At 66.6% G+C, this 23,886-nt stretch carries 21 protein-coding genes and 3 pseudogenes; 6 read left to right on the forward strand and 18 right to left on the reverse strand.

What is annotated here, in order from left to right; all coding sequences use genetic code 11:
- Window positions 1–5: 5 nt before the first annotated feature.
- The 4 genes from kdpC to kdpF are packed head-to-tail and all read right to left on the reverse strand — an operon-like array spanning window position 6 to window position 4,458.
- Window positions 6–584 carry a potassium-transporting ATPase subunit C gene (gene kdpC, locus E3U26_RS18725; RefSeq protein ID WP_499107203.1) on the reverse strand — a complete coding sequence of 193 codons (579 nt, stop codon included), beginning with the start codon at window positions 582–584 and terminating at the stop codon, window positions 6–8.
- Window positions 585–596: 12 nt separating this feature from the next.
- Window positions 597–2,621 (reverse strand): potassium-transporting ATPase subunit KdpB, encoded by a 2,025-nt coding sequence (gene kdpB, locus E3U26_RS18730; RefSeq protein ID WP_499107204.1) that lies wholly within the window; start codon window positions 2,619–2,621, stop codon window positions 597–599.
- 55 nt (window positions 2,622–2,676) lie between these two features.
- Entirely contained in the window at window positions 2,677–4,362 is a 1,686-nt protein-coding gene (gene kdpA, locus E3U26_RS18735; RefSeq protein WP_499107206.1) for a potassium-transporting ATPase subunit KdpA, read from the reverse strand.
- Window positions 4,363–4,371: 9 nt separating this feature from the next.
- A complete protein-coding gene (kdpF, locus tag E3U26_RS18740) occupies window positions 4,372–4,458 on the reverse strand; it encodes a K(+)-transporting ATPase subunit F (protein ID WP_036759505.1) in 87 nt (28 codons plus the stop codon).
- A 445-nt stretch (window positions 4,459–4,903) separates the two neighbouring features.
- On the opposite strand from kdpF, the gene E3U26_RS18745 reads away from it, so the two are divergent.
- Genes E3U26_RS18745 through arcC form a run of 4 tightly spaced genes read left to right on the forward strand, consistent with a single transcriptional unit; the run spans window position 4,904 to window position 9,515 of the window.
- The gene (locus E3U26_RS18745; RefSeq protein ID WP_036759507.1) at window positions 4,904–6,337 is read left to right on the forward strand and encodes a YfcC family protein; all 1,434 of its coding nucleotides are present in this window, start codon (window positions 4,904–4,906) and stop codon (window positions 6,335–6,337) included.
- A 15-nt stretch (window positions 6,338–6,352) separates the two neighbouring features.
- Entirely contained in the window at window positions 6,353–7,579 is a 1,227-nt protein-coding gene (gene arcA / locus E3U26_RS18750) for an arginine deiminase (protein ID WP_499107208.1), read from the forward strand.
- Between the two features lie 12 nt (window positions 7,580–7,591).
- Window positions 7,592–8,593: an ornithine carbamoyltransferase gene (gene argF / locus E3U26_RS18755; protein WP_116221266.1), complete on the forward strand. Its 1,002-nt coding sequence runs from the start codon at window positions 7,592–7,594 to the stop codon at window positions 8,591–8,593.
- A gap of 4 nt (window positions 8,594–8,597) precedes the next feature.
- The gene (arcC, locus tag E3U26_RS18760) at window positions 8,598–9,515 is read left to right on the forward strand and encodes a carbamate kinase (protein ID WP_449045372.1); all 918 of its coding nucleotides are present in this window, start codon (window positions 8,598–8,600) and stop codon (window positions 9,513–9,515) included.
- 865 nt (window positions 9,516–10,380) lie between these two features.
- Here arcC and E3U26_RS18765 read toward each other — a convergent pair.
- Both E3U26_RS18765 and E3U26_RS18770 read right to left on the reverse strand, forming a co-directional pair.
- On the reverse strand, window positions 10,381–11,223 hold the full coding sequence (locus E3U26_RS18765) for an ABC transporter permease (protein ID WP_499107209.1): 843 nt from the start codon (window positions 11,221–11,223) through the stop codon (window positions 10,381–10,383).
- A pseudogene (locus tag E3U26_RS18770) lies at window positions 11,220–11,393 on the reverse strand (proline/glycine betaine ABC transporter permease); the annotation flags it as partial. The gene E3U26_RS18765 and the pseudogene E3U26_RS18770, both read right to left, overlap by 4 nt.
- A gap of 68 nt (window positions 11,394–11,461) precedes the next feature.
- Between E3U26_RS18770 and E3U26_RS18775 the strand changes: the two are divergent.
- Window positions 11,462–12,615 (forward strand): IS3-like element ISPfe1 family transposase gene (locus tag E3U26_RS18775; RefSeq protein ID WP_114537220.1). Its coding sequence is split into 2 segments (ribosomal slippage): window positions 11,462–11,708 and window positions 11,708–12,615, totalling 1,155 coding nucleotides; the frame shifts between segments, so codons are not numbered across the junction.
- Window positions 12,616–13,054: 439 nt separating this feature from the next.
- Here E3U26_RS18775 and E3U26_RS18780 read toward each other — a convergent pair.
- The 3 genes and pseudogenes from E3U26_RS18780 to E3U26_RS18790 form a co-directional block, all read right to left on the reverse strand.
- A complete protein-coding gene (locus tag E3U26_RS18780) occupies window positions 13,055–13,339 on the reverse strand; it encodes a hypothetical protein (RefSeq protein ID WP_499107210.1) in 285 nt (94 codons plus the stop codon).
- Window positions 13,339–13,935: pseudogene (locus tag E3U26_RS18785) on the reverse strand (IS66 family transposase); the annotation flags it as partial. The gene E3U26_RS18780 and the pseudogene E3U26_RS18785, both read right to left, overlap by 1 nt.
- 52 nt (window positions 13,936–13,987) lie before the next feature.
- Window positions 13,988–15,707, reverse strand: a pseudogene (locus E3U26_RS18790) (IS21/IS408/IS1162 family transposase).
- Between the two features lie 791 nt (window positions 15,708–16,498).
- Here E3U26_RS18790 and E3U26_RS18795 point away from each other — a divergent pair.
- Window positions 16,499–16,684 (forward strand): hypothetical protein, encoded by a 186-nt coding sequence (locus tag E3U26_RS18795; protein WP_499107211.1) that lies wholly within the window; start codon window positions 16,499–16,501, stop codon window positions 16,682–16,684.
- Between the two features lie 9 nt (window positions 16,685–16,693).
- On the opposite strand, the gene E3U26_RS18800 is transcribed toward E3U26_RS18795, so the two are convergent.
- The 9 genes from E3U26_RS18800 to E3U26_RS18840 form a co-directional block, all read right to left on the reverse strand.
- The gene (locus tag E3U26_RS18800) at window positions 16,694–16,966 is read right to left on the reverse strand and encodes a WYL domain-containing protein (protein WP_499107212.1); all 273 of its coding nucleotides are present in this window, start codon (window positions 16,964–16,966) and stop codon (window positions 16,694–16,696) included.
- A gap of 204 nt (window positions 16,967–17,170) precedes the next feature.
- The gene (locus E3U26_RS18805; RefSeq protein WP_499107213.1) at window positions 17,171–18,379 is read right to left on the reverse strand and encodes an aspartate transaminase; all 1,209 of its coding nucleotides are present in this window, start codon (window positions 18,377–18,379) and stop codon (window positions 17,171–17,173) included.
- A 48-nt stretch (window positions 18,380–18,427) separates the two neighbouring features.
- Entirely contained in the window at window positions 18,428–19,201 is a 774-nt protein-coding gene (locus tag E3U26_RS18810; protein ID WP_072463280.1) for an SDR family oxidoreductase, read from the reverse strand.
- Between the two features lie 34 nt (window positions 19,202–19,235).
- Window positions 19,236–20,000 (reverse strand): LamB/YcsF family protein, encoded by a 765-nt coding sequence (locus E3U26_RS18815; RefSeq protein WP_499107215.1) that lies wholly within the window; start codon window positions 19,998–20,000, stop codon window positions 19,236–19,238.
- The gene (locus E3U26_RS18820) at window positions 19,997–20,395 is read right to left on the reverse strand and encodes a hypothetical protein (protein ID WP_499107216.1); all 399 of its coding nucleotides are present in this window, start codon (window positions 20,393–20,395) and stop codon (window positions 19,997–19,999) included. The genes E3U26_RS18815 and E3U26_RS18820 overlap by 4 nt, the downstream gene beginning before the upstream one ends.
- Window positions 20,395–21,369 carry a 5-oxoprolinase subunit C family protein gene (locus E3U26_RS18825; protein WP_499107217.1) on the reverse strand — a complete coding sequence of 325 codons (975 nt, stop codon included), beginning with the start codon at window positions 21,367–21,369 and terminating at the stop codon, window positions 20,395–20,397. The genes E3U26_RS18820 and E3U26_RS18825 overlap by 1 nt, the downstream gene beginning before the upstream one ends.
- Complete coding sequence (gene pxpB / locus E3U26_RS18830) at window positions 21,366–22,010, reverse strand: 5-oxoprolinase subunit PxpB (protein ID WP_036758255.1); 645 nt, start codon at window positions 22,008–22,010, stop codon at window positions 21,366–21,368. Before pxpB ends, E3U26_RS18825 begins: the two co-directional genes overlap by 4 nt.
- A complete protein-coding gene (gene accC, locus E3U26_RS18835) occupies window positions 22,003–23,373 on the reverse strand; it encodes an acetyl-CoA carboxylase biotin carboxylase subunit (RefSeq protein WP_499107218.1) in 1,371 nt (456 codons plus the stop codon). The genes pxpB and accC overlap by 8 nt, the downstream gene beginning before the upstream one ends.
- Window positions 23,373–23,786, reverse strand: a complete 414-nt coding sequence (locus tag E3U26_RS18840; protein ID WP_036758257.1) for an acetyl-CoA carboxylase biotin carboxyl carrier protein — start codon at window positions 23,784–23,786, stop codon at window positions 23,373–23,375. Before E3U26_RS18840 ends, accC begins: the two co-directional genes overlap by 1 nt.
- Window positions 23,787–23,886 lie beyond the last annotated feature (100 nt).

Below are 23,886 nucleotides of genomic sequence, written 5' to 3' on the forward strand. Positions count from 1 at the left end.
TCTCCTCAGTCCGCCCCAGCAGGCGGCATGGGCGCGGCAAGGTCAAGCGCCAGGTTGGTCCGCAGGACATTCACCCGCGACTGGCCGTAAAGCCCCCAAAGCGGGCGCGTGACATGCTGCCGGATGATCTGCTGCACGATGGCGGTGTCGATCCCGTGCGCCCCGGCGATGCGAGCGGCCTGGGCCTGCGCATTCTCGGGCGAGATGTCGGGGTCGAGGCCCGAGGCGGAAGTCGTCACCGCGTCCGCCGGCGCGCCGGCACCGTTCTGGGCCTCATAGGTGGCGCGGCGCCCGGCGACCTGCTCTTTCAGTTGGGCCGAGGTGAGGCCGAGGTTCGAGGCGCCGCCGGGCATGGTCGCGTAATCCACCGCCGAGGGGCGCGGGTGCAGATAGCCCGGCCCGGCGAATTGCTGGCCGACCAGCGCCGAACCGACGATCCGGCCGTCGCGCTCGACCAGGCTGCCTTGCGACAGGCCGGGCGCCACGGCGCGGGCCAGCCCGGTCATCGCCAGCGGATAGGCCAGCCCGGTCAGCAGGATCATCGCCACCAGCATGGCCAGAGCCGGGCGGATATGCGTCATCATGGCATGCTCTCCCTATGCCAGCCCCAGCGCGGTCACGCCCATGTCGATCAGCTTGATGCCGACGAAGGGCGCGACGAGGCCGCCGAGGCCATAGATGGTCAGGTTGCGCCGCAGCAGGGCCGCCGCGCTGGCGGGCTGGTATCCGACGCCGCGCAGCGCCAGCGGGATCAGCGCGACGATGATCAGCGCGTTGAAGATCACCGCCGACAGGATGGCGCTTTGCGGGCTTTCCAGCCCCATCACGTTCAGCACGCCCAAGCCCGGATAGGCGGCGACGAAGACCGCCGGCAGGATGGCGAAATACTTGGCCACGTCGTTGGCCAGGCTGAAGGTGGTCAGCGCCCCGCGCGAGATCAGCAGTTGCTTGCCCACCATCACCACCTCGATCAGCTTGGTCGGGTCGCTGTCGAGGTCGATCAGGTTCGCGGCCTCCTTGGCGGCGGGCGTGCCCGAGTTCATCGCCACGCCCACATCGGCCTGCGCCAGCGCCGGCGCGTCGTTCGAGCCGTCGCCGCACATCGCCACCAGCCGGCCGCCGGCCTGTTCGCGGCGGATGTAGTCCAGCTTCATCTCGGGCGTGGCCTCGGCCAGGAAATCGTCCACCCCGGCCTCGGCGGCGATGGCGGCGGCGGTCAGCGGGTTGTCGCCGGTGATCATCACCGTGCGGATGCCCATGGCCCGCAGTTCCGCAAAGCGTTCGCGCACGCCGGGCTTGATCACGTCCTTGAGGTGGATCGCGCCCAGGATGCGCTCGTTCTCGGCCACCAGCAGCGGGGTGCCGCCCGAGCGCGCAATCTCCTCGATCCGGGCGTGCAGGGCGGCGTCGGCCTTCTGCCCGGTGAAGCGCTCGATCGCATCGACGGCGCCCTTGCGCAGCCGCGTGCCGGAGAAATCGACGCCGGACAGCCTGGTCTGGGCCGAGAACGGCACCGGCTCGGACCCCGGTTCGGGGATGCGGGTCACGTCCTTCAGCAGCTTCTCGGCCAGTTCGACGATGGATTTGCCCTCGGGCGTTTCGTCCGAAAGCGAGGCCAGGAAAGCCGCCATCGCCAGCCCGCGCTCATCGGTGCCGCGCGCCGGGACGAAGGCATCGGCCATGCGGTTGCCGAAGGTGATGGTGCCGGTCTTGTCCAGAAGCAGCGTGTCCACGTCGCCCGCCGCCTCGACCGCGCGGCCCGACTTGGCGATGACGTTGGCGCGCACCAGCCGGTCCATGCCGGCGATGCCGATGGCCGACAACAGCCCGCCGATGGTCGTGGGGATCAGCGTGACGAACAGCGCGGCCAGGGTGATGACGGGAATGACGACGCCCGAATAGCGCGCAAAGGGCTCCAGCGTGACGGTCACGAACAGGAAGATCAGTGTCAGCCCGGCCAGCAGGATGTTCAGCGCGATCTCGTTCGGGGTCTTCTGGCGCTCGGCCCCCTCGACCAGCGAGATCATGCGGTCGAGAAAGCTCTTGCCCGGCTCGGCGGTGATGCGGATGACCAGATGGTCCGAGACGATCCGCGTGCCGCCCGTCACCGAGGAACGGTCGCCGCCGGATTCGCGGATCACCGGGGCGCTTTCGCCGGTGATGGCGCTTTCATCGACCGAGGCGACGCCGCGGATCACCTCGGCATCGGTCGGGATCAGGTCGCCGGCCTCGATCAGCACGATCTGCCCGGCGCGCAGGCCCGAGGAGGGAACCTGGCGCGGTGCCGGATCGTCCGCATGCGCCATCAGCTTGACGACGGTTTCCGCCTTGGTGGCGCGCAGGCTGTCGGCGCGCGCCTTGCCCCGGCCTTCGGCCAGCGCCTCGGCGAAATTGGCGAAGAGCACGCAGAGCCATAGCCAGAAGGCGACCTGCAGGCCGATGCCTGCGCCCTCGGCCCCGAGGGCAAGGTCGCGCAGCGACAGGACGGTGGTCAGCGCGGCGGTGACGGCAGTGACGAAGATCACCGGGTTGCCCATCAGCGCGCGGGGATGAAGCTTGCGGAAGGATGCCCTGAACGCCGTGCCGTAAAGCCCGGATCGGGCGGTGATGTCGGGGGACATGTCTGTTGTCCTTGCTTGGGAGAAGGCGCGGCCCCGTGCGGGCGGGGCTGCGCTGTCAGAAGGTCTGGCCGGCGCTCAGCGCCGTCTGCTCGGCGATCGGGCCAAGTGCCAGGACCGGGAAGAAGGTCAGCGCACCCAGGATCACCACGGTCAGCACCAGCAGCGTGACGAACAGCGGCCCATGCGTCGGAAAGGTGCCCGCCGTGACCGGGCTTTGCTGCTTGCCGATCATCGAGCCCGCGATGGCCAGCATCGGCACGATGATCGCGAAACGGCCCAGGATCATCAGCAGCCCCAGCGCGGTGGTCTGCCAGGGCAGCGCCGCGCCCCAGCCCGCGAAGGCCGAGCCGTTGTTGCCGACCGCCGAGGCGTAGGCATAAAGCGTCTCGGACAGGCCATGCGGCCCCGCCTCCTGGATGGCTGCGGCCGCCGTCGGGACGGTGATCGAGATCGCGCCGCCGACCAGGATGCCCAGGGGCATCGACAGGAAGGCCAGCATGGCCAGGGTGACCTCGCGCCCCTCGATCTTGCGTCCCAGGTATTCCGGCGTGCGACCGACCATCAGCCCGGCCAGGAACACCGCCAGCACGACATAGAGCAGCATGCCGTAAAGCCCCGAGCCCACGCCGCCGAAGATCACCTCGCCGATGGCCATGTTGATGATCGGCACCATGCCCGCCAGCGGCATGAAGCTGTCATGCATGGCGTTGACCGAACCGTTCGAGGCGGCCGTGGTCACCTCGGCCCAAAGCGCCGAGAGGCCGGTGCCGAAGCGCATCTCCTTGCCCTCCAGGTTGCTGGCAAGGCCAAGCGCCGGGTTGCCGCCGCTTTCGCCCAGCCAGATCGCCAGCAGCCCGGCGAGGAACAGCACGCCCATGGCGGCATAGATCGCCCAGCCCTGGCGCCGGTCCCGCGCCATGCGCCCGAAAAGGAAGCAGAAGCCGACCGGGATCAGCAGGATCGACAGGCATTGCGCCATGTTCGACAGCACCGTCGGGTTCTCCAGCGGGTGGGCCGAGTTCGCGCCGAAGAAGCCGCCGCCATTGGTGCCGAGTTGCTTGATCGCGATCTGGCTGGCGACGGGGCCGCGCGGGATCACCTGCTGCGCGCCCTCCAGCGTAGTCGCATGCGCCCCGCCCAGAAGCGTTTGCGGCACGCCTTGCAGGATCAGAAGGATCGCCAGGATCACTGACAGCGGCAGCAGCACATAAAGCACCGAACGGGTCATGTCGGCCCAGAAGTTCCCCAAGCCCACCCCCTTGGGTGCGGTGAAGCCGCGGATCACCGCGACGCCGACCGCCATGCCGGTCGCGGCCGAGACGAAGTTCTGCACCGTCAGTCCGGCCATCTGCGACAGATGGCTGAGCTGCGCCTCGCCCGAATAGGCCTGCCAGTTCGTGTTGGTCACGAAGCTGGCGGCGGTATTGAAGGCAAGGTCCGGGCTGATCGCGCCGATGCCCTCGGGGTTCAGGGGCAGGAACTGTTGCAGCCGCAGGATCAGGTAAAGCGCGACGAAGCCCAGAAGGTTGAAGGCGAGCAGCGCCAGCGCATAGCCGCGCCAGCTTTGCCGGACGCCGGGGTCGATGCCGCAAAGGCGATAGAGCCCGCGCTCGACGGGGCCGAGCACGGGGGAAAGAAAGCTACGCTCGCCCGCATAGACGCGGGCCATGAACGGCGCCAGCACCCAGCCGCCCACCGTCAATACGGCGCAGAACAGGACATATCCGATCAGGTCTTGCATCTGCGCGCCTCAGAACCGATCCGGGCGCAAGAGCGCGAGGATGAGGAAGACGAAGATCCCCGCCGAGACGGCGAGGCCCAGGATAAGGTCGACCATATGCGCCCTCACGACCTGTCGATCAGGCGCAGCGCCGCGGCGAAACCGCCGATGCCGATCACGCCGAGCGCAAGATAGACGATGTCTGCCATGGCAGGATTCCCGCAGTTTCGATACGGGCCAATATCTGTCCGCGGCGCGTCAAGGGGCTATGCGGATTTCAGGGCGCAGGCGTAAATCCGGCGTAAAGATCATGTCGCGTGGGACTGCGCTTGGGCGGAACCAGGAAGCGGTAGCCCCAAAGGTGCCTTGTAACTTCCTGCTGGTTGATCTGAGTCAAAGTGACATCGCCGGATTTCCGAAACACTTGGTACAGTTCGCAAGGTCATCGATCGCCGGCCCTGCAGTTTTCGGATGAGTTCGACAGCGGCGATGTCGCGCCGCCCCAGTGGCCAGCACCGGCAGGACGCTGCGCCAGCTGCCATTCCAGCCACCGGAGGCAATCATGGACAAGACGCCCGAAACGCCCGCGAAACGACAGTTCCGTTTCCCAACCGCATTCACCATCCTGTTCGGCCTGATCATCCTGGTCGCCGCGCTGACATGGATCGTGCCCGCCGGACAGTATCAGCGCGAGATGAACGAGGCGCTGGACCGCGAGGTTCCCGTAGCCGGCACCTATGCCGAGACCGAGCCGAACCCGCAGGGCATCACCGATGTGCTGATGGCGCCCATCGCCGGGCTCTACGATCCCGACAGCTATCAGGCCAATGCCATCGACGTGGCCGTATTCGTGCTGGTGATCGGCGGCTTCATCGGCGTGGTCGCCGCCAGCGGCGCGATCAATGCCGGGATCGGCCATGCCATGACCGCGCTGGCGGGACGCGAGAAATGGATGATCCCGGTGCTGATGGGGCTCTTCGCGCTGGGCGGCACCACCTACGGCATGGCCGAGGAGACGCTGGCCTTCTACATGCTGCTGATCCCGATCATGATCGCCGCGCGCTATGATGCGGTGACGGCGGTGGCGATCATCCTGCTGGGGGCGGGCGTGGGCGTCCTGGGCTCGACCGTGAACGCCTTTGCGACGGTGATCGCGTCGGATGCGGCCGGGATCCCCTTCACGCGCGGGCTGGTGCTGCGGCTGGCGATCCTGGTCCTGTGCTGGCTGGCCTGCGTGATCTATGTCATGCGCTACGCCGAGAAGGTCCGCCGCGATCCGTCGAAATCGCTGGTCTACGACATGAAGGCCCGGAACGAGGCGCATTTCCTCAGCGGGCATCAGGGCGACAAGACCGAATTCACCACCATCCACAAGATCGTCCTGTCGATCTTCGGGCTGACCTTCCTGGTCATGGTCTGGGGCGTGCTGATGGGCGGCTGGTGGATGGGCGAGATGAGCGCGCTGTTCCTGGGCTCGGCCATCCTTGTCGGGCTGGTCGTGCGGCCGGGCGAGAAGGCCTTCGTCGATTCCTTCGTCGATGGCGCGCGCGACCTGCTGGGCGTGGCCCTGATCATCGGGCTGGCGCGCGGCATCGTCGTCATCATGGATGCCGGGCGCATCACCGACACCATCCTGCACTGGGCCGAGATGTCGGTCGCAGGCCTGGGCGAGGTGGCCTTCATCAACGTGATGTATTGGCTGCAGGTGCTGATGTCCTTCTTCGTGCCGTCCTCGTCGGGGCTGGCGGTGCTGTCGATGCCGATCATGGCGCCGGTCGCGGATTTCGCCGGGGTAGGGCGCGACCTGGTGGTGACGGCCTATCAGTCGGCGAACGGGCTGGTGAACCTGATCAACCCGACCTTCGCCGTGGTCATGGGCGCGCTGGCCATCGGGCGCGTGCCCTATGAGCGCTGGCTGCGCTTCATGTGGCCGCTGCTGGTGATCCTGACGGTCATCATCATGGCCTGCCTCAGCATCGGCGCCCTGATCGCCTGAAACCGGAGAGCGAACATGTCCACCCCCTATGGCGTCCATTCGGAAATCGGCAAGCTGCGCCGGGTTCTCGTCCACCGCCCCGGCTCGGCGCTGGCCCGGCTGACGCCCTCGAATTGCCATGAGCTGCTGTTCGACGACGTGATCTGGGTCAAGCAGGCGCGGACCGATCACATGGAATTCGTCGATGCCATGCGCTATCGCGGGGCCGAGGTCGTCTTCCTGCGCGAGTTGCTGGCCGAGACGATGCGCATCCCCGAGGCCCGCGACTGGCTGCTGGCGCGGCGCGTCAATGAAAACACCGTGGGCGTGGGCCTGGCCGACGAGTTGCGCGCCCATCTGATGGAGATCGACGCCGATCCGCTGTCGCTGATCCTGCTGGGCGGGATGAGCCGGGCCGAACTGCCGCTGGAGGGCGGCGGGCTGTTTCCCGCCACCCTGCGGCCGGGGGATTTCGTGTTGCCGCCGCTGCCGAACCATCTGTTCACCCGCGACACGACCTGCTGGATCTATGGCGGCGTGACGCTGAACCCGATGCGCTGGAACGCGCGCAAGCTGGAGACGGTGAACATCGCCGCGATCTATCGCTTCCATCCCGATTTCCGCGACGCGGGCTTTCCGGTCTGGTGGGGCGACCCGGATCGCGACCACGGCCTGGCCACGCTGGAGGGCGGCGACGTGATGCCCATCGGCAACGGCACCGTGCTGGTCGGCATGGGCGAGCGCACTACCCCGCAGGCGGTGGACCAGCTTGCCCGCGCCCTGTTCGCGCAGGGCGGGGCCGAGCGCGTGATCGCCTGCAAGCTGCCGGCCGAGCGCGCCTCGATGCATCTCGACACGGTGTTCAGCTTCTGCGACCACGACCTGGTCACGGTCTTTGCCGATGTGGCCGAACGGATCGTGTCCTATTCCATCCGGCCCGGCGACAAGGATTGGACGCTGGACATCCGCGAGGAAAACCGCCCGCTGGTCGAGGTCGCGGCCGAGGCGCTCGGCCTGCCGAAGCTGCGGGTGGTCGAGACCGGCGGCGACGCCTATGTGGCCGAGCGCGAGCAATGGGACGACGGCAACAACGTCATCGCGCTGGAGCCGGGCGTGGTCATCGCCTATGACCGCAACACCTTCACCAACACCCAGCTGCGCAAGGCCGGGGTCGAGGTCATCACCATTCCCGGCGGCGAACTGGGCCGCGGCCGCGGCGGCGGCCATTGCATGACCTGCCCGCTGATCCGCGATCCGGCGTAGGGGAGGTCCGAGATGTCCGTCAATCTCCTGGGGCGCAGCGTCCTCAAGCTCATGGATTTCACCCCCGACGAGATCCGCTTCCTGCTGCGGCTGTCGGCCTCGCTCAAGCAGGCCAAATACGGCGGTTATGAGCAGCAGCGGCTGAAGGGACGCAATATCGCGCTGATCTTCGAAAAGGATTCGACCCGCACCCGCACCGGCTTCGAGGTCGCGGCCTATGACCAGGGCGCGCATGTCACCTATCTGGGCCCGACCGGCACCCAGATCGGCAAGAAGGAATCGATGAAGGACACCGCCCGCGTGCTGGGCCGCATCTATGACGCCATCGAATATCGCGGCTTCGGCCAGCAGCAGGCCGAGCTGCTGGCGGAATGGTCGGGCGTGCCGGTCTATAACGGGCTGACGGACGAATTTCACCCGACGCAGATCCTCGCCGATTTCCTGACCATGCGCGAATTCACCCGCAAGCACCTGTCGCAGCTTGCCTTCTGCTTCTTGGGCGATGCCGGCAACAACATGGGCAATTCGCTCTTGGAGGGTGCCGCGCTGATCGGCATGGACGTGCGCCTTGGCGCGCCCCGCGACTGCTGGCCCGAGGAGGCGCTGGTCGCCCGCTGCCGCGAGATCGCCGCGACCACCGGCGCCAGGATCACCCTGACCGAGGATCCGGCCGAGGCCGCGCGCGGCTGCGATTTCGTCTATACCGATGTCTGGGTCTCGATGGGCGAGCCCGAGGAGGTCTGGGCCGAGCGGATCGAAAGGCTGACCCCCTATCGCGTCACCCGCCAGGTCATGGAGGCGACCGGCAACCCGCATGCCAAGTTCATGCATTGCCTGCCCGCCTTTCACAACCGCGAGACCGGGATCGGCGAGAAGATCTTCCGCGAATACGGCATCGATTGCATGGAAGTGACCGAGGAGGTCTTCGAATCCGCCGCCTCGATCGTCTTCGACCAGGCCGAGAACCGCATGCACACGATCAAGGCGGTGCTGGTCGCCACCCTGGCGGGCTAGGGCGATGCGTGTCGTGGTGGCCCTGGGCGGCAATGCGCTGCTGCGCCGGGGAGAGCCGATGACGGCCGAGGCGCAGCGCGCCAATGTGCGCAAGGCGGCGCGGGCGCTGGCCGATCTGGCGCGCGACCACCAGATCGTGGTCGCGCATGGCAACGGCCCGCAGGTGGGCCTGCTGGCGCTGCAGGCGGCGGCCTATGGCAGCGAGACGGTCTGGCCGCTGGACATTCTGGGTGCCGAAAGCGTCGGCATGATCGGCTATCTGGTCGAGCAGGAACTGGCCAACGCCCTGCCGCGCGATGCGGTGCTGGCCACGCTGCTGACCCAGATCGAGGTGGCGCCGGACGATCCCGCCTTCGCCCGGCCCGAAAAGCCCATCGGGCCGCTCTATGACGCCGGGGAGGCCGGGAAGATGCGCGCCGCCCATGGCTGGCCGATGACCGAGGAGGCTGCCGGAAAGTGGCGCCGCGTGGTGCCCTCGCCCCGCCCCCGGCACATCACCCAGATCCGCGCGGTGCGCCTGCTGGTCGAAGCGGGCGTCACGGTGATCTGCGCGGGCGGCGGCGGCATCCCGGTGATCCGGCTGGCCGATGGCAGCTTGCAGGGGGTCGAGGCCGTGATCGACAAGGACCACGCTGCCGGCCTGCTGGCCGCGCAGCTGGAGGCCGATGCCTTCCTGATGCTGACCGATGTGGATGCGGTCTATGACGGCTGGGGCACCCCCGAGCAGCGCGCCATCCGCACGGCGCGGCCCGACCAGCTGGATCCGGCCCGCTTCGCCGCGGGCTCGATGGCGCCCAAGGTCGAGGCCGCCCGCACCTTCGCGGCATCGCCGGGCAGGATGGCCGGAATCGGGCGACTGGAGGATGCCCGCGCGATCCTGGAAGGGCGCGCAGGCACGTTGGTAGCGCTCGGGGTCGGGTGAGTGAGGGCATATCGACAGTTCCTCATCTCGGCGATGAACCCATGTCACGAAGACCCTAACTAACCGATCAGACAGCTGTATCCGGTCCCGGAGCGCACGGTCGGCACCTGCAAATGCTGCGGCGCAACCTCCCGAAAGCTGACGCTCGACTGGCACTGCAGCGAACTCCTCCCCATCATGGCAAGGCTGCGGGACAAGGCTGCGGGTCGTGGTATGTGACCCGGTGAAGCAAGAGGGGCTAAGGCTGGTCAATTCACATAGGGGGGCGGCGGAGGTCCGTATCGGCGTCACGCAGTCCCCGGAATCTACAGGGACGTTCACAACGCGGAACGTGCGAACCGATGGCGCGAAGCAGGTCTCTGGTTGGCATCTTCCGACGTTACGGGCGAGCGTGGCGACATGGTGTCGTGGGGGCCGGGTGCAATCATTACGCCTGCCGGTGAAGTCGTCGCCCAACTCGCCCTGAATGGACTTGGGCTGCTTCCGGCCCCGGACGCCATGAGGTGCTGCGCTTCGGGCTGATGGTAGAACGTGGTCTGTGTGAAGCAGCCACAAGCATCAGGGGAGGACGCGCAGCATGAAGCACTATGCCGGATTGGATGCATCGGTAAAAGAGACCTCGATCTGCATCGTTGATGAGGATGGGAGGTTGTGCCGGCTGGGATAGTGGAGGAAATAGCCGTCGAAAATGGGCGGCCAGTCGTCCAGCACCAGCCCGCCGCTTGCCAATAGGCCAGTATGGTGGAGGAACTTTTGCTCAGCTTACATGGGTTGTTACCGGCTGAAGGGACCGCGCGGCCGAAAACGAACCGCGCGACACCGTCAGCAAACACTTGACCCGGAAAACCAGGAATTATCCATCGCCTTATATGCGCGATCCGCCTGCGGGCCGCTGCAGGGCAGAGCGCGACACGCGGTCGAACAGCAGGGCGATGGCGACGATGGCCAGCCCGGCGCGCAGGCCCAAGCCCATCTCCATCCGCGTCAACCCGCGTGTAACCTCGGCGCCAAGGCCGCCCGCGCCGACCAGCCCGGCCAGGACAACCATCGCCAAGGACAGCAGGATGCACTGGTTCAGGCCGACGACGAGCGTCGGCAAGGCGGCGGGGAACTCGATCCGCGTCAGGATGATGCGGGGCGGTGCGCCTATGGCCTGGCCCAGCTCCAGCAGGTCCTTGGGCACCTGGCGAAAGGCCAGCGTGGTCAGTCGCAGCATCGGCGGGATGCCGTAGACGACGGTCGCCAGCAGCGCCGGCACCTGACCCAGGCTGAACAGGATCACCGCCGGTATCAGATAGACCCATGGCGGCACGGTCTGCATGATGTCGAGGATCGGGCGCAGCGCCGCCTCAAGACGCGGCCGGCGCGACGCCATGATCCCAAGGGGAACGGCGATCGCCACAGCCGCCACGACCGCGGTGAAGACCAGCGCGATCGTCTGCATCGATTGCGGCCAGAGGTTCATCAGCCAGCAGAAGCCCAGGCACAGGAAGGCCAGCAGCGCCACCCGCAGGCCGGTCAGCAAGGCCACCGTGATCGTGACCAGCAGGATCACCACGATGGCTGGCGGATAGAGCAGCAGCGACTGGAAGGCGCCGAGAACGGCCTCGACCACGCGTCCGATGACATCGAACAGCCCGTGCAGGTTGGCGTTCAGCCAGTCCACGAAGGGCGCGAGCCAGGTGCCGATGGAAAACTGAAAGCTCATACCACATTCCCCCTCTTATGCGCCATGCTTTGGGTCAGGCGGTCGATGACCATGGTCAGGATCACGATGGCGATGGCCGCGTCGATGGATTTGGCGATATCCAGCGTGCGGATCGCGTCATAGATCGTCTGGCCCAGCCCGCCCGAGCCGACGATTCCGGCGATGACCACTGACCTGCCCCCCGGAAGTTCCCTCGCTGTGATGTAGAGTCTGCCCAACCTGAGAAGGAGCAGACGACATGAGGAAAAGCCGGTTCACCGAGGCGCAGATTATCGGGATGATCAAGGAGCAGGAGGCGGGTTTGCCGACTTCCGAGCTTTGCCGGAAGCACGGGTTGAGCCCCGCGACGTTCTACAAGCTCAAGGCGAAGTATGGCGGGATGGACCTGTCGGACGCCAAGCGGCTGAAGCAGCTCGAGGACGAGAACGCGAAGCTGAAGCGCCTTCTGGCCGATGCCATGCTGGACAACGTGGTTCTGAAGGATCTCTTGGGAAAGCCCTGACGACACCGGTGCAACGGCGGGACGCGGTGCTGCGGGCGATGAAGGATCATCCGATCTCTCAGCGTCGGGCCTGTGTCCTGATCGGTGTCGATCCGAAGACGGTGCGGCGTGACAGGCCACCCGACAACCCGGAAATCCGTGAGGAGATGCACAAGATTGCCGAGAAGCGCCGGCGGTTCGGCTACCGGCGCGTGGGCATCCTGCTGGAGCGCAAGGGCATGATCATGAACGAGAAGAAGCTCTATCGCATCTACCGGGAAGAGGGCCTGTCGGTGCGCCGCAGGCGTGGCCGCAAGAGGGCACGAGGTAGCCGGACGCCAATACCAGCGCCGTTGAGGCCAAACCAGCGGTGGTCGTTAGACTTCCTGTCCGACACGTTCGGGGCCTGCCGCAAGTTCCGCATTCTGGCTGTGAACGACGATTGCTGCCGCGAGAACCTGGCGTTGATCGCTGACACGAGCATCTCTGGGGCTCGGGTGGCACGGGAACTGGATGCGCTGGTCAGGATTTACGGCAAGCCCGCTTGCATCGTCAGCGACAACGGAACCGAGTTCACCAGCAAGGCCATCCTGAAATGGGCCAACGCGAACGGCGTCGAATGGCACTACATCGACCCGGGCAAGCCGCAGCAGAATGGCTACATCGAAAGCTTCAACGGCAGCCTGCGCGACGAATGCCTGAACGAGGAAATCTTCGACAGCCTGGCTGATGCCCGCCGCAAACTGGCCCTCTGGCGCTACGACTACAACAACGTCAGGCCCCATTCCTCGCTGGGCAACAAGACCCCGTCCGACGCGCGCCGAGCGCTTGAGCAATCTGAGGGCTCCGCGCCCGGCGCGCTTGCCACACCCGAAACCAACCAATATCAACCCCAAGGACTCTCGTTATGAACGAGGGACGACCGGGGGGCAGGTCAATATGTGTTCATTTGCGTCGCAGCATCATCGCTTCTCAGATGATTTATATTAAACAATTTATTTTGATCCTACTGTAGCCGCGACGTTTACGCGTCACGGTTTTCACGCTCACCCACCTGCCAGGCGGCGAATTCGCGGATCGAGGATGGGACAATCCTGGATGCTACACAGGTTTTCATGCCGCAGGAGGCGAAAATTCTCCGTTGGTCGCCCGACGGAGCATGCATGCCACCTCGGACGACCGTACTCCGGTCGGATTAGCTCCAGGAAGCCCCGCAGCAGATGGGTCGATGCCTTTTGGGGTCAGAGTTAATCGAACACCGAACCCATCCGCAGAGAGAACAGGCGCTCGCAGGTTTTCAGCAGGCATGCGACGGCACGCGGCGTAACCGGCCGATTGTTCCCGCGGCGACTATGCCTTGATGCGGGTGACGATTTTCTGGTCATCGACAAAGTCGTCAAGGAACGCGTGCCAGGTTTTGGTGGTGATGCGCGCGGCCGTGAGCATGTCTTTCGGTTCATCGATGCCGTCATCGGTCAGGGCGGTGATGGTGTCGTCTGGGCCGGTATGGACGCTGATGCTCGCGCCGTAGCTCAGGTTGTCGTCATTGGAGACGATGGCTTCGAGCAGCTCGGGATCTTCGCCCAGCATCCTGGCGACGTAGTCGAGGGTGCGGACATGGGTGACGGTTGCCATCAGGCGGTCTCGGACAAGGTTTCGGTCGTCGGCGCCCAATTCCAGGGCAGGAGTTCGTCGAGCCGGTTGATCTTGTGATCGTGGATACGGGTCAGGATGTCGGCCAGATAGGCCTGCGGAGCGAGGCCGTTCATCTTGACGGTCTCGATGATGGTCATGGCGGGAGCCAGCGTCTCGGCACCAGTATCAGCGCCAGCGAAGAGCCAGTTGCGGCGCCCGGCACCGATCGGGCGCAGGGCGCGTTCTGCGGGATTGTTATCGATCGCCACCCGGCCGTCCTCAAGGAAGAGGCTGAATGAGGCACGACGGCTGAGCCCGTAACGAAAGGCCTAGGCGAGATCACCCTTGCCCGGGATCAGCGAGAGTTGGCTCTCGGACCATGCGAAGAAGGCCTCGACCTTTGGGGCGCTGTGTTTTTCCCGGCCGGCAAGACGGATATCAGCAGGACGGCCGTCGATCTCCCGCTCGATGTCATAGAGCACGCCGATGCGGTCGAGCGCCTCGCGGGCGATCACGGATTTGGTCTTAGTCCATTCGTCATGGAAGTCGCGCCGCAGGTGGGCCCAACACGCGGCCTCCCGAAGGCGGGGGTCGCCGACGATCTTCTGCGGCTCGTGCTGTCGCTTCACTGCCGTGGCGATGATCTCATCATAGGCGGCTTTCATGCCGTAGAGCTTCAGCCGGCCCGTCTTGCGGGATGCGCGTCTTCGACACGACGCGTCCAGCACCTGTGATCTTTCCATGGCTCGGTCTCCTCAGGCTGTCGTCGCGTTTGCAATCGGCCGCGGGCTCGCAGGCCAGCCGCAGCGCATCCGGCGTGGCGATGGTCAGCGGCGGTGGCGGTTCGCGATGCCGGGGCAGGATGTTCAGGACCACAGCTGCCGCCGGGGCGCCTTCGTTCAGGGCCTCCGCGCAAGCGGATTCCACCGCATCCGGTCCGTTGGTCGGGATCATGCTCAGAGGATCTGGGCCACTTGCCGGTCGCCGTTTGGCACCTTGCCCAGCTTGCGCTGAACGCGCCTGATCGCTGGCGGCAGTTTCCATTCCTTGAAGGGAGCGCCGTTCCGGAGGGCGCCGGGCTTGCGGGCCAGCACCGGAATATCGTGCGGCGGATCGTAGATGGCCTGTCGCGGCCGAAGGCGCGGATGGGTTGGCCGACGATCCTGCCGTCCTGCCGGAACTCGACCCGTTCGGCATAGGTGCGGATCTCGACCGGTAGACCGACAGCGCGACCGTCCACCGAGTAGCGGTTCTTGTCGAATCGGACCAGGCAGGTCTTCGATACCGAGGCGGGCACGGCATGGAAGCCGTCGAAGGGGCCGGCATAGGGCACCAGGCTCGCACGCTCGTCCTGAAACACCCTCCAGATCGTGCGATTGCGAAGCTCCGGGTGCGGATGCGACCTGGCCCATGCAACACAGCGGTCCTCGCGCCAGGCATTGAGTTCGGCGTAGCTCTTGGACTTCGGTCGAGGCACGAAGAACCGCCACCGGACAACGCCGACCTGGTTCTCGACCTGTCCCTGCGCCAGCGGGCTCGAACCGATGGCGCCACGCAGGCGCAGTCCCAGCCAGAGGCCGGGGTGCAGGGCCATTCATTGAGGCGCCATTGGTTCAAGCCCAAGGGACGGCGGCTCGACCAGATAGTGCCCGCATATCTGCCGGAGTGAGCCTGTGAACGCCAGCGGTTCGAGAGAACAGGCGAACGCGATTGCAGGCGCGGTCGCGGCCGACGAAGATCGTATCCACCGCCGTCTTCATGTTGTCGTAGATCCCACGAGCACAGCCCCTGAAGAAGGCGAAGGCCTTGTCATGAGCGTCGAAGATCGAAGCCATCGCGGCGCCATCGGTCCGAACCCGATGGCTGAGGCTCCTGCGTCTCGCGCGGGCAGGCCCGGACAAACAGCATCCGGCTGTGGCAGAGGCGGACATGCGCCACCTTCACGGTGGTGGTCACCCCATCGATCACCACGATCCCGTGGCTCCGGTCGATGGGGTCGAGCCTCGCCCGGATCGAAGACCAGCGGCACACAGGCGGCGGCCGAAGCTTCCTGTTCTTCCCTGGACCACGAGGCCGCGTAACGCCGGACAGCATCGTAACCACTGTCATAGCCGAAGGACCGGAGTGCCTCGAAGATCCTGATCAGGATCAGGCGTTCGCGCTTCGGCTTCCGGGCGTTTGCCGCCAGCATCTCGTCGAGCTTGGTTCTCCAAGGGCCGATCTTCGGCAGCGGCTGGATTGTCCGTTCATGGGTCAGTTCCGTCGCGCCGGACCGGATCACCTTCCGCACCGTTCGGCGTGGCCTCGAACCAATGGCGGCTCACGCCTCACTCCGCGAGACCCGAAACTCCCGGCAGATCTGCTTGATCGTCCTCTACTCTTGGAAATACGCCCGACGGATCTTCGCAATCGTCTCCACAACCAGCATCCCGCACTGTGCCCCCGATGACCACGGGGGCATCATGACCATCAGTGTAAAGGGGGGCCGTTTGGGAAGCCGATCACCCCGTTACGGGGGCAGTTGGCCATGCCGGCTTACATTTGACATGCCGGCATGCAAATAAGGCCGGTCTCGGCCGGGAGGCCGGATTCCGGCCGTGCCACATGAAATTTCGAACACCGGCTCAAAATCGTCCTTCACGCAGGCGTGATGTGGGAATATGCACTATGCTGACCATGGCGAATGATGGATTCTCTGGATAAAGGCCAAGATCTTTGCTGCCGTAGACATCCTTACCAGCGAGGAGGCGCTTTCCGAGCGCACGACCAAGCTGCTGGCAATCATTTTTCTGCTTGTTGCCACTGCTTTATGCTTCAAGAACTATTCTGCGCCGAGCCTGCACTTTTTCTCGAAGAACTATTCGATCAAGCCCACCCTGATCTCCGGTGCCGCCGCATTGGCCATGCTGACGCCTCTTTATGCCCGTGGTATCCTCAGGTGGAGAAAATCGATCTATGGGCTGATCGTTTTTGTTCTGCTCTGGGCCGTGTATTCGGGCGATCATATCCATCGCCCTGAATGCCAGTTCGGATATCCCCGAATATCTTGTTGCGGCAGTGGCGCTCTTGTCCTGGCTCGGGATTCGTGGTGTGGCGGGTTTTGCGTGGATCCTTGCCTTCGCGGCCTGCATATTTTCGATCATGAACACGAGTGCAGCAATGAGCGCTTATGGCTATCTCTTTGTCGTTTGCGCCTTCCTGGAGTGCATCCTTCACGCAGGGCTGAGTCCGGCGGATTTCGTCAGGGATGTCAGCGACGCATTCCACGCCAGAACAAAACCAGCAAGAGAGCGGATCGGCGAAGATGTCAGTGCCGCCGGCGAGCTGGGGAAACGCTTCCTGTAAGCGGTTGCGTTACGGGCTTGCCAGCCGCGCACCCAGATCCCGCACCATCTGCTGCAGCCGATGGAGGGCCAGCACCTCGACCTCTCCACCCCAGCGGGCAAGATGCCAGGCCATTTCCCGCAGGCCGCCGGCGTGGAAACGCACGATCAGGCTGCCGTCGTCCTGCGGCTCGTGCCTCTCGGCAGGGTGGAAGCGATAGCTGGCGGCATCGCGGGCAACGCGCGGGGAAAAGCGCCGGACGATGCCCTCGGGTTCCTCCTGCCGGATCCCAGTTGTGGGCATAACTTTTCAGGTTGAAGCCCTGGGGCGCCACGAAAGGCGCGTTCGACAGCACCACCTTCGATGGCGACCCAGATGGCCGAGGGGATCGTCTAGCGCAATTGTGCCATGATCGGCGGGTCAAGGTTTTCGTGCGAACCGGGACGCAGGGCAATCGTTGCCTGCCGAGCTCAAGGAACGGGGCGCCGGCCCTTTGCTTTGCTGCTCTCAGTCCAAAGCCTTGCATGCCTGGGCGATGGCGGCGCAGGCCGCTTCGATGATCTCCATCGAGGTTGCGGTCGAGATGCGGAAATAGGGTTCTAGCCCGTAGGCCCCGCCATGCACCGAGGCGACGCCCGCCGCTTCCAGAAGATACAGGCTGAAATCCAGGTCGTTCCTGATCGTCTTTCCGTCCGGCGTCCTCTTGCCGATCATGCCCGCGCAGCTGGGATAGAGATAGAAGGCGCCGTCCGGCAGGCTGCAGCTGAGGCCGGGAATCGCGTTGATCAGCGCATGGGCGCGGTCGCGCCGCTGGCGATAGACCGCCACGGCCTCGTCGACCGAGCGCTGGTCCGAGGTCAGGGCGGCGGCCGCCGCCGCCTGGCTGATCGACGAGGGGCAGGACGACATTTGCGATTGCAGCTTGTTGATCGCATCGATCAGCGCCAGCGGCCCGACGCCGTAGCCGATCCGCCAGCCGGTCATGGCATAGGACTTGGAGACGCCGTTGACGACCAGGGCCTGCGGCTTCAGCTCGGGCAGGACGGTCAGGATGCTGCAGGGCTCGAAACCGGCGAACCAGATCCGGTCGTAGATCTCGTCGCAGAGGACCATCACATGCGGATGCCGCAGCAGCACCTGTCCCAGCGCCCGCAGCTCGTCCGCGCTGTAGGCGGCGCCGGTCGGGTTGGAGGGAGAGTTCAGGATCACCCAGCGGGTGTTCGCGGTGATCGCGGCCTCAAGCGTGTCGGGGGTCAGCTTGAAGCCGACCTCCTCGCCGCAGGGAACGATGACCGGCGTGCCGCCGTTGGCGATGACCATGTCGGGATAGGACACCCAATAGGGCGCCGGGACGATGACCTCGTCGCCGGGTTCGACGGTGGCCATCAGCGCCACGAACAGCACCTGCTTGGCGCCGCCGCCGACGCAGATCTCGTTCAGCCCGCAGTCGATGCCCAGCCGCGTCCTGAAGTCGTGCTGGATGGCCTTGCGAAGCTCGACCGTGCCGTTGACGGAGGTGTATTTCGTCTCGCCATTCTCCATCGCCCTGATGGCGGCGGCCTTGATGTGGTCGGGCGTGTCGAAATCGGGCTCGCCCACGGTGAGGTTGAAGATCCTGCGTCCCTCGGCCTGCAGGTCGCGGACCTTCTGCGCGGCGGCGGTGCTGGGCGAGACGCGGATGCTGGTGACGCGCGAGGCGAGTTTGATGTTGCTCAAGGCAATCTCCATCGGTGCGGATTGTTCGGATGCCGGCGGGGCGGCGCGTTACTTGTTGCCGGTCAGGATCACGTCGTCGCCCACGCGCTTGGCGGTGCGCAGGCCGCCGGGGACTTGCAGCGTCGGCAGCAGCTCGATCAGGTTGATGTTGACGTATTGCGGCGTCCCGACCGCATATTCCACGGCGTCGGCGATGTCCGAGACCTGCGGCATCTCGAAGCCTTCGTAATATTTGCGCTTCGCCTCGGCGGGGTCGATCTTCTCGACCTTGGCGAAGATGTCGGTCTCGACCCGGCCGGGGCTGATCTCGGTCACCCGGACCCGGCGGCCGAAGGCATCGACGCGCAATTGGCGCGAGACGGTATGCATCGCCGCCTTGGTGGCGTGATAGGCGATATGGCCGCCGAACTCGTAATGCCCGGCCATCGAGGTGATGTTGACGATATGGCCGCGGTCGCGCTCCATCATGCCCGGCAACAGCAGGCGGGCCAGGTGCAGGGCGGCGCGCAGGTTGACGTCGATCTGCTCGTCGATGTCGAAGGCGCTGGAGGTGAGGATGCTGCCCGGCCGCGATACGCCGGCATTGTTCACCAGCACGTCGATTTCCAGATCCTTCACCAGCGCGGACACGGCCTCGGTGTCGGAAACGTCGATCACATGCGGGATCGCGCCGCAATGCGCCGCCAGTTCCTGCAGCTTTTCGGCGTTGCGGGCCAGGGCGTGAACGGCCAGGCCCTTCGCGCGCAGCCGCTCGGCGATCGCCCAGCCCATTCCGCCCGAGGCGCCCGTTACCAATGCCGTCTTGTAATCCGCGAATGCCATGGTTCTGTCTTTCTTCTCGTGAATGCGCCGGGGGTCAGATGTGACGGGTCAGCGGGGCGATGGTCGCGCCGCCGGCCGTGATGCCTTTGCGCAGGCGCTGCGCCAGCTCGACGGCGCCCGCGGTGTCGGAATGGACCAGGATGGACTGCACCGGCATCGGGATGACCTGGCCGTCCACCGTGTCGACCTGCCGGTCGCGGATGACCCGCATGACGCGGGCCACCACCTGCTCGGCGTCGTGAATCACCGCCCCTGGCTGGCTGCGGGGGGCAAGCTGGCCGCTGGCCAGATAGCCGCGGTCGGCCAGGAACAGGCGGACCACGTTGCCGCCCATCTCCAGCGCGGCCTGTTCCAGGGCGCTGCCCGGCAGGACCAGGAACGCGATCTCGGGGTCGAAGGCCATGGTCGCGCGCGCCACTGCCGCCGCGATGGCGGGATCGGAGCTTGCGAGATTGCCAAGCGCGCCATGCGGGTTCATGTGGGTGACGCGATGCCCGGCGCGGCCCGCCAGCCCGGCCAGCGCGCCCAGCTGATACAGCACATGGCATTCCAGTTCCGGCAGGTCCATGTCCATCCGGCGGCGCCCGAAACCCATGCGGTCGGGAAAGCTGACATGCGCGCCCAGGTCGACGCCATGCTCCCTGGCCAGCCGGATCGTGCGGTCCATGATGACCGGATCGCCGGCATGGTAGCCGCAGGCCACGTTGGCCGAGCTGATCTGCGCCATCAGCGCCTCGTCGTCGGCGATGCGGTAGGGGCCGAAGCCCTCTCCCATGTCCGAGTTGATGTCCATGATCATGGCTTGGTCTCCAATGTTAGGACGGGGTCGCCGTGGCCGAACAGGGTGCCCGGCGCCGGGATGCCGGACGCTATGATGCCATCCGCCGGGGCGGTGACGGCGGCGCGGACGGCGCCCTGCGCGACATAGCCCAGAAGCTCGGCGGCGCGGACGGCGTCGCCGGGTGCGATCGCGGGCAGCCCGTCGTCGCTGCCGCGCGGCAGGAAGGTGCCGATGTCGGGGCTGCACGCGGCGGCGGTGGCGGTCGCGGGCTTTGCCTCGGCCGCGGTGGCCGGTGCGGGCCCGGCCGGCAGGGCCAGGCGCAGGAACATGTCCCCGCCCTCTATTTCCAGCGTGCCGACGCCATGCGCGCGCATCGCGTCCAGAAGCTGGGCGAGGTCTTGCTTGTCGAACATCAGAGCCATCCCCTCTGCCGGGTCAGAAATCCTTCCAACTGCGTGCGAATCCCGGCCAGCCATTCCTGTTGCGTCCTTGCGGCCAGGGCCGCCTCGGCCAGCGTCACCTGGCGAAAGCGCAGGCGGTCGCCCGGCCGCGCCTGCGCGATGCGCCACAGGTCGGGCTCGATGACCGCCGCGATCTTGGGATAGCCGCCCATGGTCGCGGAATCGGCCAGCTGGATGATCGGCTGCCCGCCGCCCGGAACCTGCACGATCCCCGGCGCGATCCCGTGCGAGCGCAATTCGCCGGACGCCTCATAGGCCAGGGTCTCGCCTTCCAGCCGATAGCCCTGGCGGTTGCTTTGCTGGCTGACCGTGTAGGGCGTGGTCCAGAACGCCTCGCGCGAGGCCGGGGCGAAATCCCCATGCTCGGCCGAGGGCAGGGCGCGCAGTTCGATCTCCTCGGCACCCGCGGCGCGCAGCGCGGGCATGGTCAGGCTAAGCCCCACAGGCGGCAGCGGCAGCGTCTCCGACGCGGCGCGCAGCACGTCGCCGGCGGCAAGGACGCGGCCTTCGAGCCCGCCGAAAGCCTCGCGCAGTTGCGTGCTGCGCGAGCCCAGCACCGCCGGCACGTCGATCCCGCCGGGCAGCGCCAGATAGCTGCGGGCGCCGGATGTCATCGGGCCAAGCTCCAGCATATCGCCCGCATCGGCCATGCCCGCCCAGACGCGGGGCAGGGGGCGCCCGGCCAGCGTCGCGCCGCAGGCCGCGCCCGCCAGCGCAAAGGCCCCGGCCTGCCGGAACCGGAACCGTGCCGGGGTCAAGGGGATCTCCAGCGTCGCGGCATCGCCGTCATTGCCCAGCAGCATGTTCGCGACGCCGTGCGACAGGGCATCCATGACGCCGGCGCGGCCAAGGCCCTGCGACCAGTAGCCGTCGCGCCCCAGATCCTGCACCGTCGCGGCGGGCGGAATGAACAGAACCTCGATCATGCCTTGACCTCGACGGGGTTGAAGCGGATCCGGTCGCCGGGCCGCAGCAGCGCGGCGGGCGTGCGCTCGGGGTCGAAGAAGGACAGGTCGGTGCTGCCGATGGTGTTCCAGCCGCTGGGGCCCGCCGAGGCCGAGACCCCGGTCTGCAACCCCGCCAGCGACAGCGACCCGCCCGGCAGCCGGGGCAGCGGCACCTTGCGCCGCGGCGTTTCCAGCCGGGGATCGAGACCGCCCAGATAGCAATAGCCGGCATGGCTGCCGACCGCATAGACGGTGTATTCCGGCGCGGCATGCAAGCGCACCACCTGGTCCACGGGCAGGCCGGTCATCCCGGCCACCTCGGCCAGATGCGGGCCGTCATAGGCCATGTCGATCGCCAGAAGCCGGCCCTCGACCTGCTTGCGGATGCCGCTTTCCCACAGCGCGGCCAGATCCCTCTCGATCCGGTCCAGCCCGGTCGGGACATGGTCCAGAAGCAGGGTGACATTGGTCATGCCGGGCACGGCCTCGCGGACACCCTTCCAGGTGGCGGCCTCGTCGGCGATGGCCCAGATGCGCTGCTGGTTGGCGAGATCGAACGGGCAGGAGGGCTGGAACAGCACCGCCCGGCTGCCGATCATGGAGAGCTTCGCGTCAGGCATGGCGGGACTTCCGTGCTTCGAGCCAGTGTTCGAGATGGTGGATGCTGACCCCCCCGGCCGAAAAGCCGGGGTCCGCCAGCATCTGCCGGTGCAGCGGGATATTGGTCGAGACGCCTTCCACCCGCGCCTCGTCCAGCGCGGTGCGGGCGCGGGCCAGCGCTTCGTCGCGGTCGGCGCCATGGGCGATGATCTTGCCGATCATCGAATCGTAGCTCGCCGGGATCTCCGAGCCGGCGCCGACATGGGTATCCACGCGGATGCCCGGCCCGCCCGGCACATGCATCGCCGTGATCCGGCCGGGGCTGGGGGCGAAGCTGTCCGGGTCCTCGGCATTGATCCGGCATTCGATGGCATGGCCCAGGGTGCGCACCTGTTCCTGGGTGATCGGCAGCGGGTTGCCGCGCGCCACGTCGATCTGCATGGCCAGGATGTCCAGCCCCGTGACCATTTCCGTCACCGGGTGTTCGACCTGGATACGGGTGTTCATCTCGATGAAATAGAACTGCCCGTCCTCGAAGAGGAACTCGAAGGTGCCCGCGCCGACATAGCCGATCCGGCGGCAGGAGGCGGCGCAGCGTTCGCCGATTTCCGCGATCAGCGCGCGGTCGATCCCTGGCGCGGGGGCTTCCTCGATCAGCTTCTGGTGGCGGCGCTGCATCGAGCAGTCGCGGTCGCCCAGCCAGAGCGCATGGCCATGCCCATCGGCAAGCACCTGGATTTCCACATGGCGCGGCCTTTCGAGGAATTTCTCGATATAGATGTCCGCATTGCCGAAAAAGCGGCTCGCCTCCTGCCGCGTGACCATGAAGGCGCCGGCCAGCTCGGCTTCGGCCCGCACGACGCGCATGCCGCGCCCGCCGCCGCCGCCGGCCGCCTTCAGGATGACGGGATAGCCGATCCCGGCGGCGATCCGGCGGATTTCCTCGGGATCGTCCGGCAGCACGCTGTCGGGGCCGGGCACGCAGGGCAGGCCGGCGGCGATCATGGCGCGCTTGGCCTCGACCTTGTCGCCCATCATCCGCATGACCGAGGCGCTGGGTCCGACCAGCCGCCGGCCGGCCGCCTCGACGGCCTCGGCGAATTCCGGGCGTTCCGAGAGGAAGCCATAGCCGGGATGGATCAGGCCCGCGCCGCTGGCCTCGGCGGCCGCCAGAAGGGTGGGGATGTTCAGATAGCTCTTGGCGGCGGGCGCGGGGCCGATGCAGATCGCCTGGTCGGCCAGCGGCAGCCAGGCCGCGTCGCGATCCGCCTCGGAATGCGCGCAGACGACGCGCAGGCCCAGCCGGCGGCAGGCGCGGATGATGCGCAGGGCGATCTCGCCCCGATTGGCGATCAGCAGGCAGTCCATGTCGATCGCGGCCATCAGCGGATCCTCATCAGCGGTGCGCCGGCCTCGACCGTCGCGCCGTCGCCGACCAGGATGGCCTCGACGGTGCCTGCTTGGGGCGCGGGTATGGGGGTCATCATCTTCATCGCCTCGATGATGCAGATCGTCTGGCCGGCCTCGACGCGGGCGCCCGGCTCGACAAAGGCCGCCCCGCCGGATTCGGGGCGCAGGTGGCACAGGCCGGCCAGCGGGGCGGTGACGGCATCCGCCTCGGGTGCCGGGACCGGCGGCGCTGCCGCCGCGGCGGCGGGTGGCGCGGGCTGGGCGCCGCCGGCCGCGCCGCGGCGGATGGTGATCCGGTGCCCCTCGGCCGAAAAGGCGAACTCGGCGAGATGGTTGTCTGCGGCCCATTCCATCCCCGCGATGATGGAGTCGATGGTGATCGGCATGCGAAGGGCGTCGTCCCTGTGCGAAGTTGCGTTCTTTTGCGATTGGTAGCACCGCCGCTTTGCAATGATGTCAGAGCGGTTTCGCATGACCCGGTGCGGG

Source organism: Paracoccus ferrooxidans (genome assembly GCF_029909815.1).
GTDB classification, from domain to species: Bacteria; Pseudomonadota; Alphaproteobacteria; order Rhodobacterales; family Rhodobacteraceae; genus Paracoccus; species Paracoccus versutus.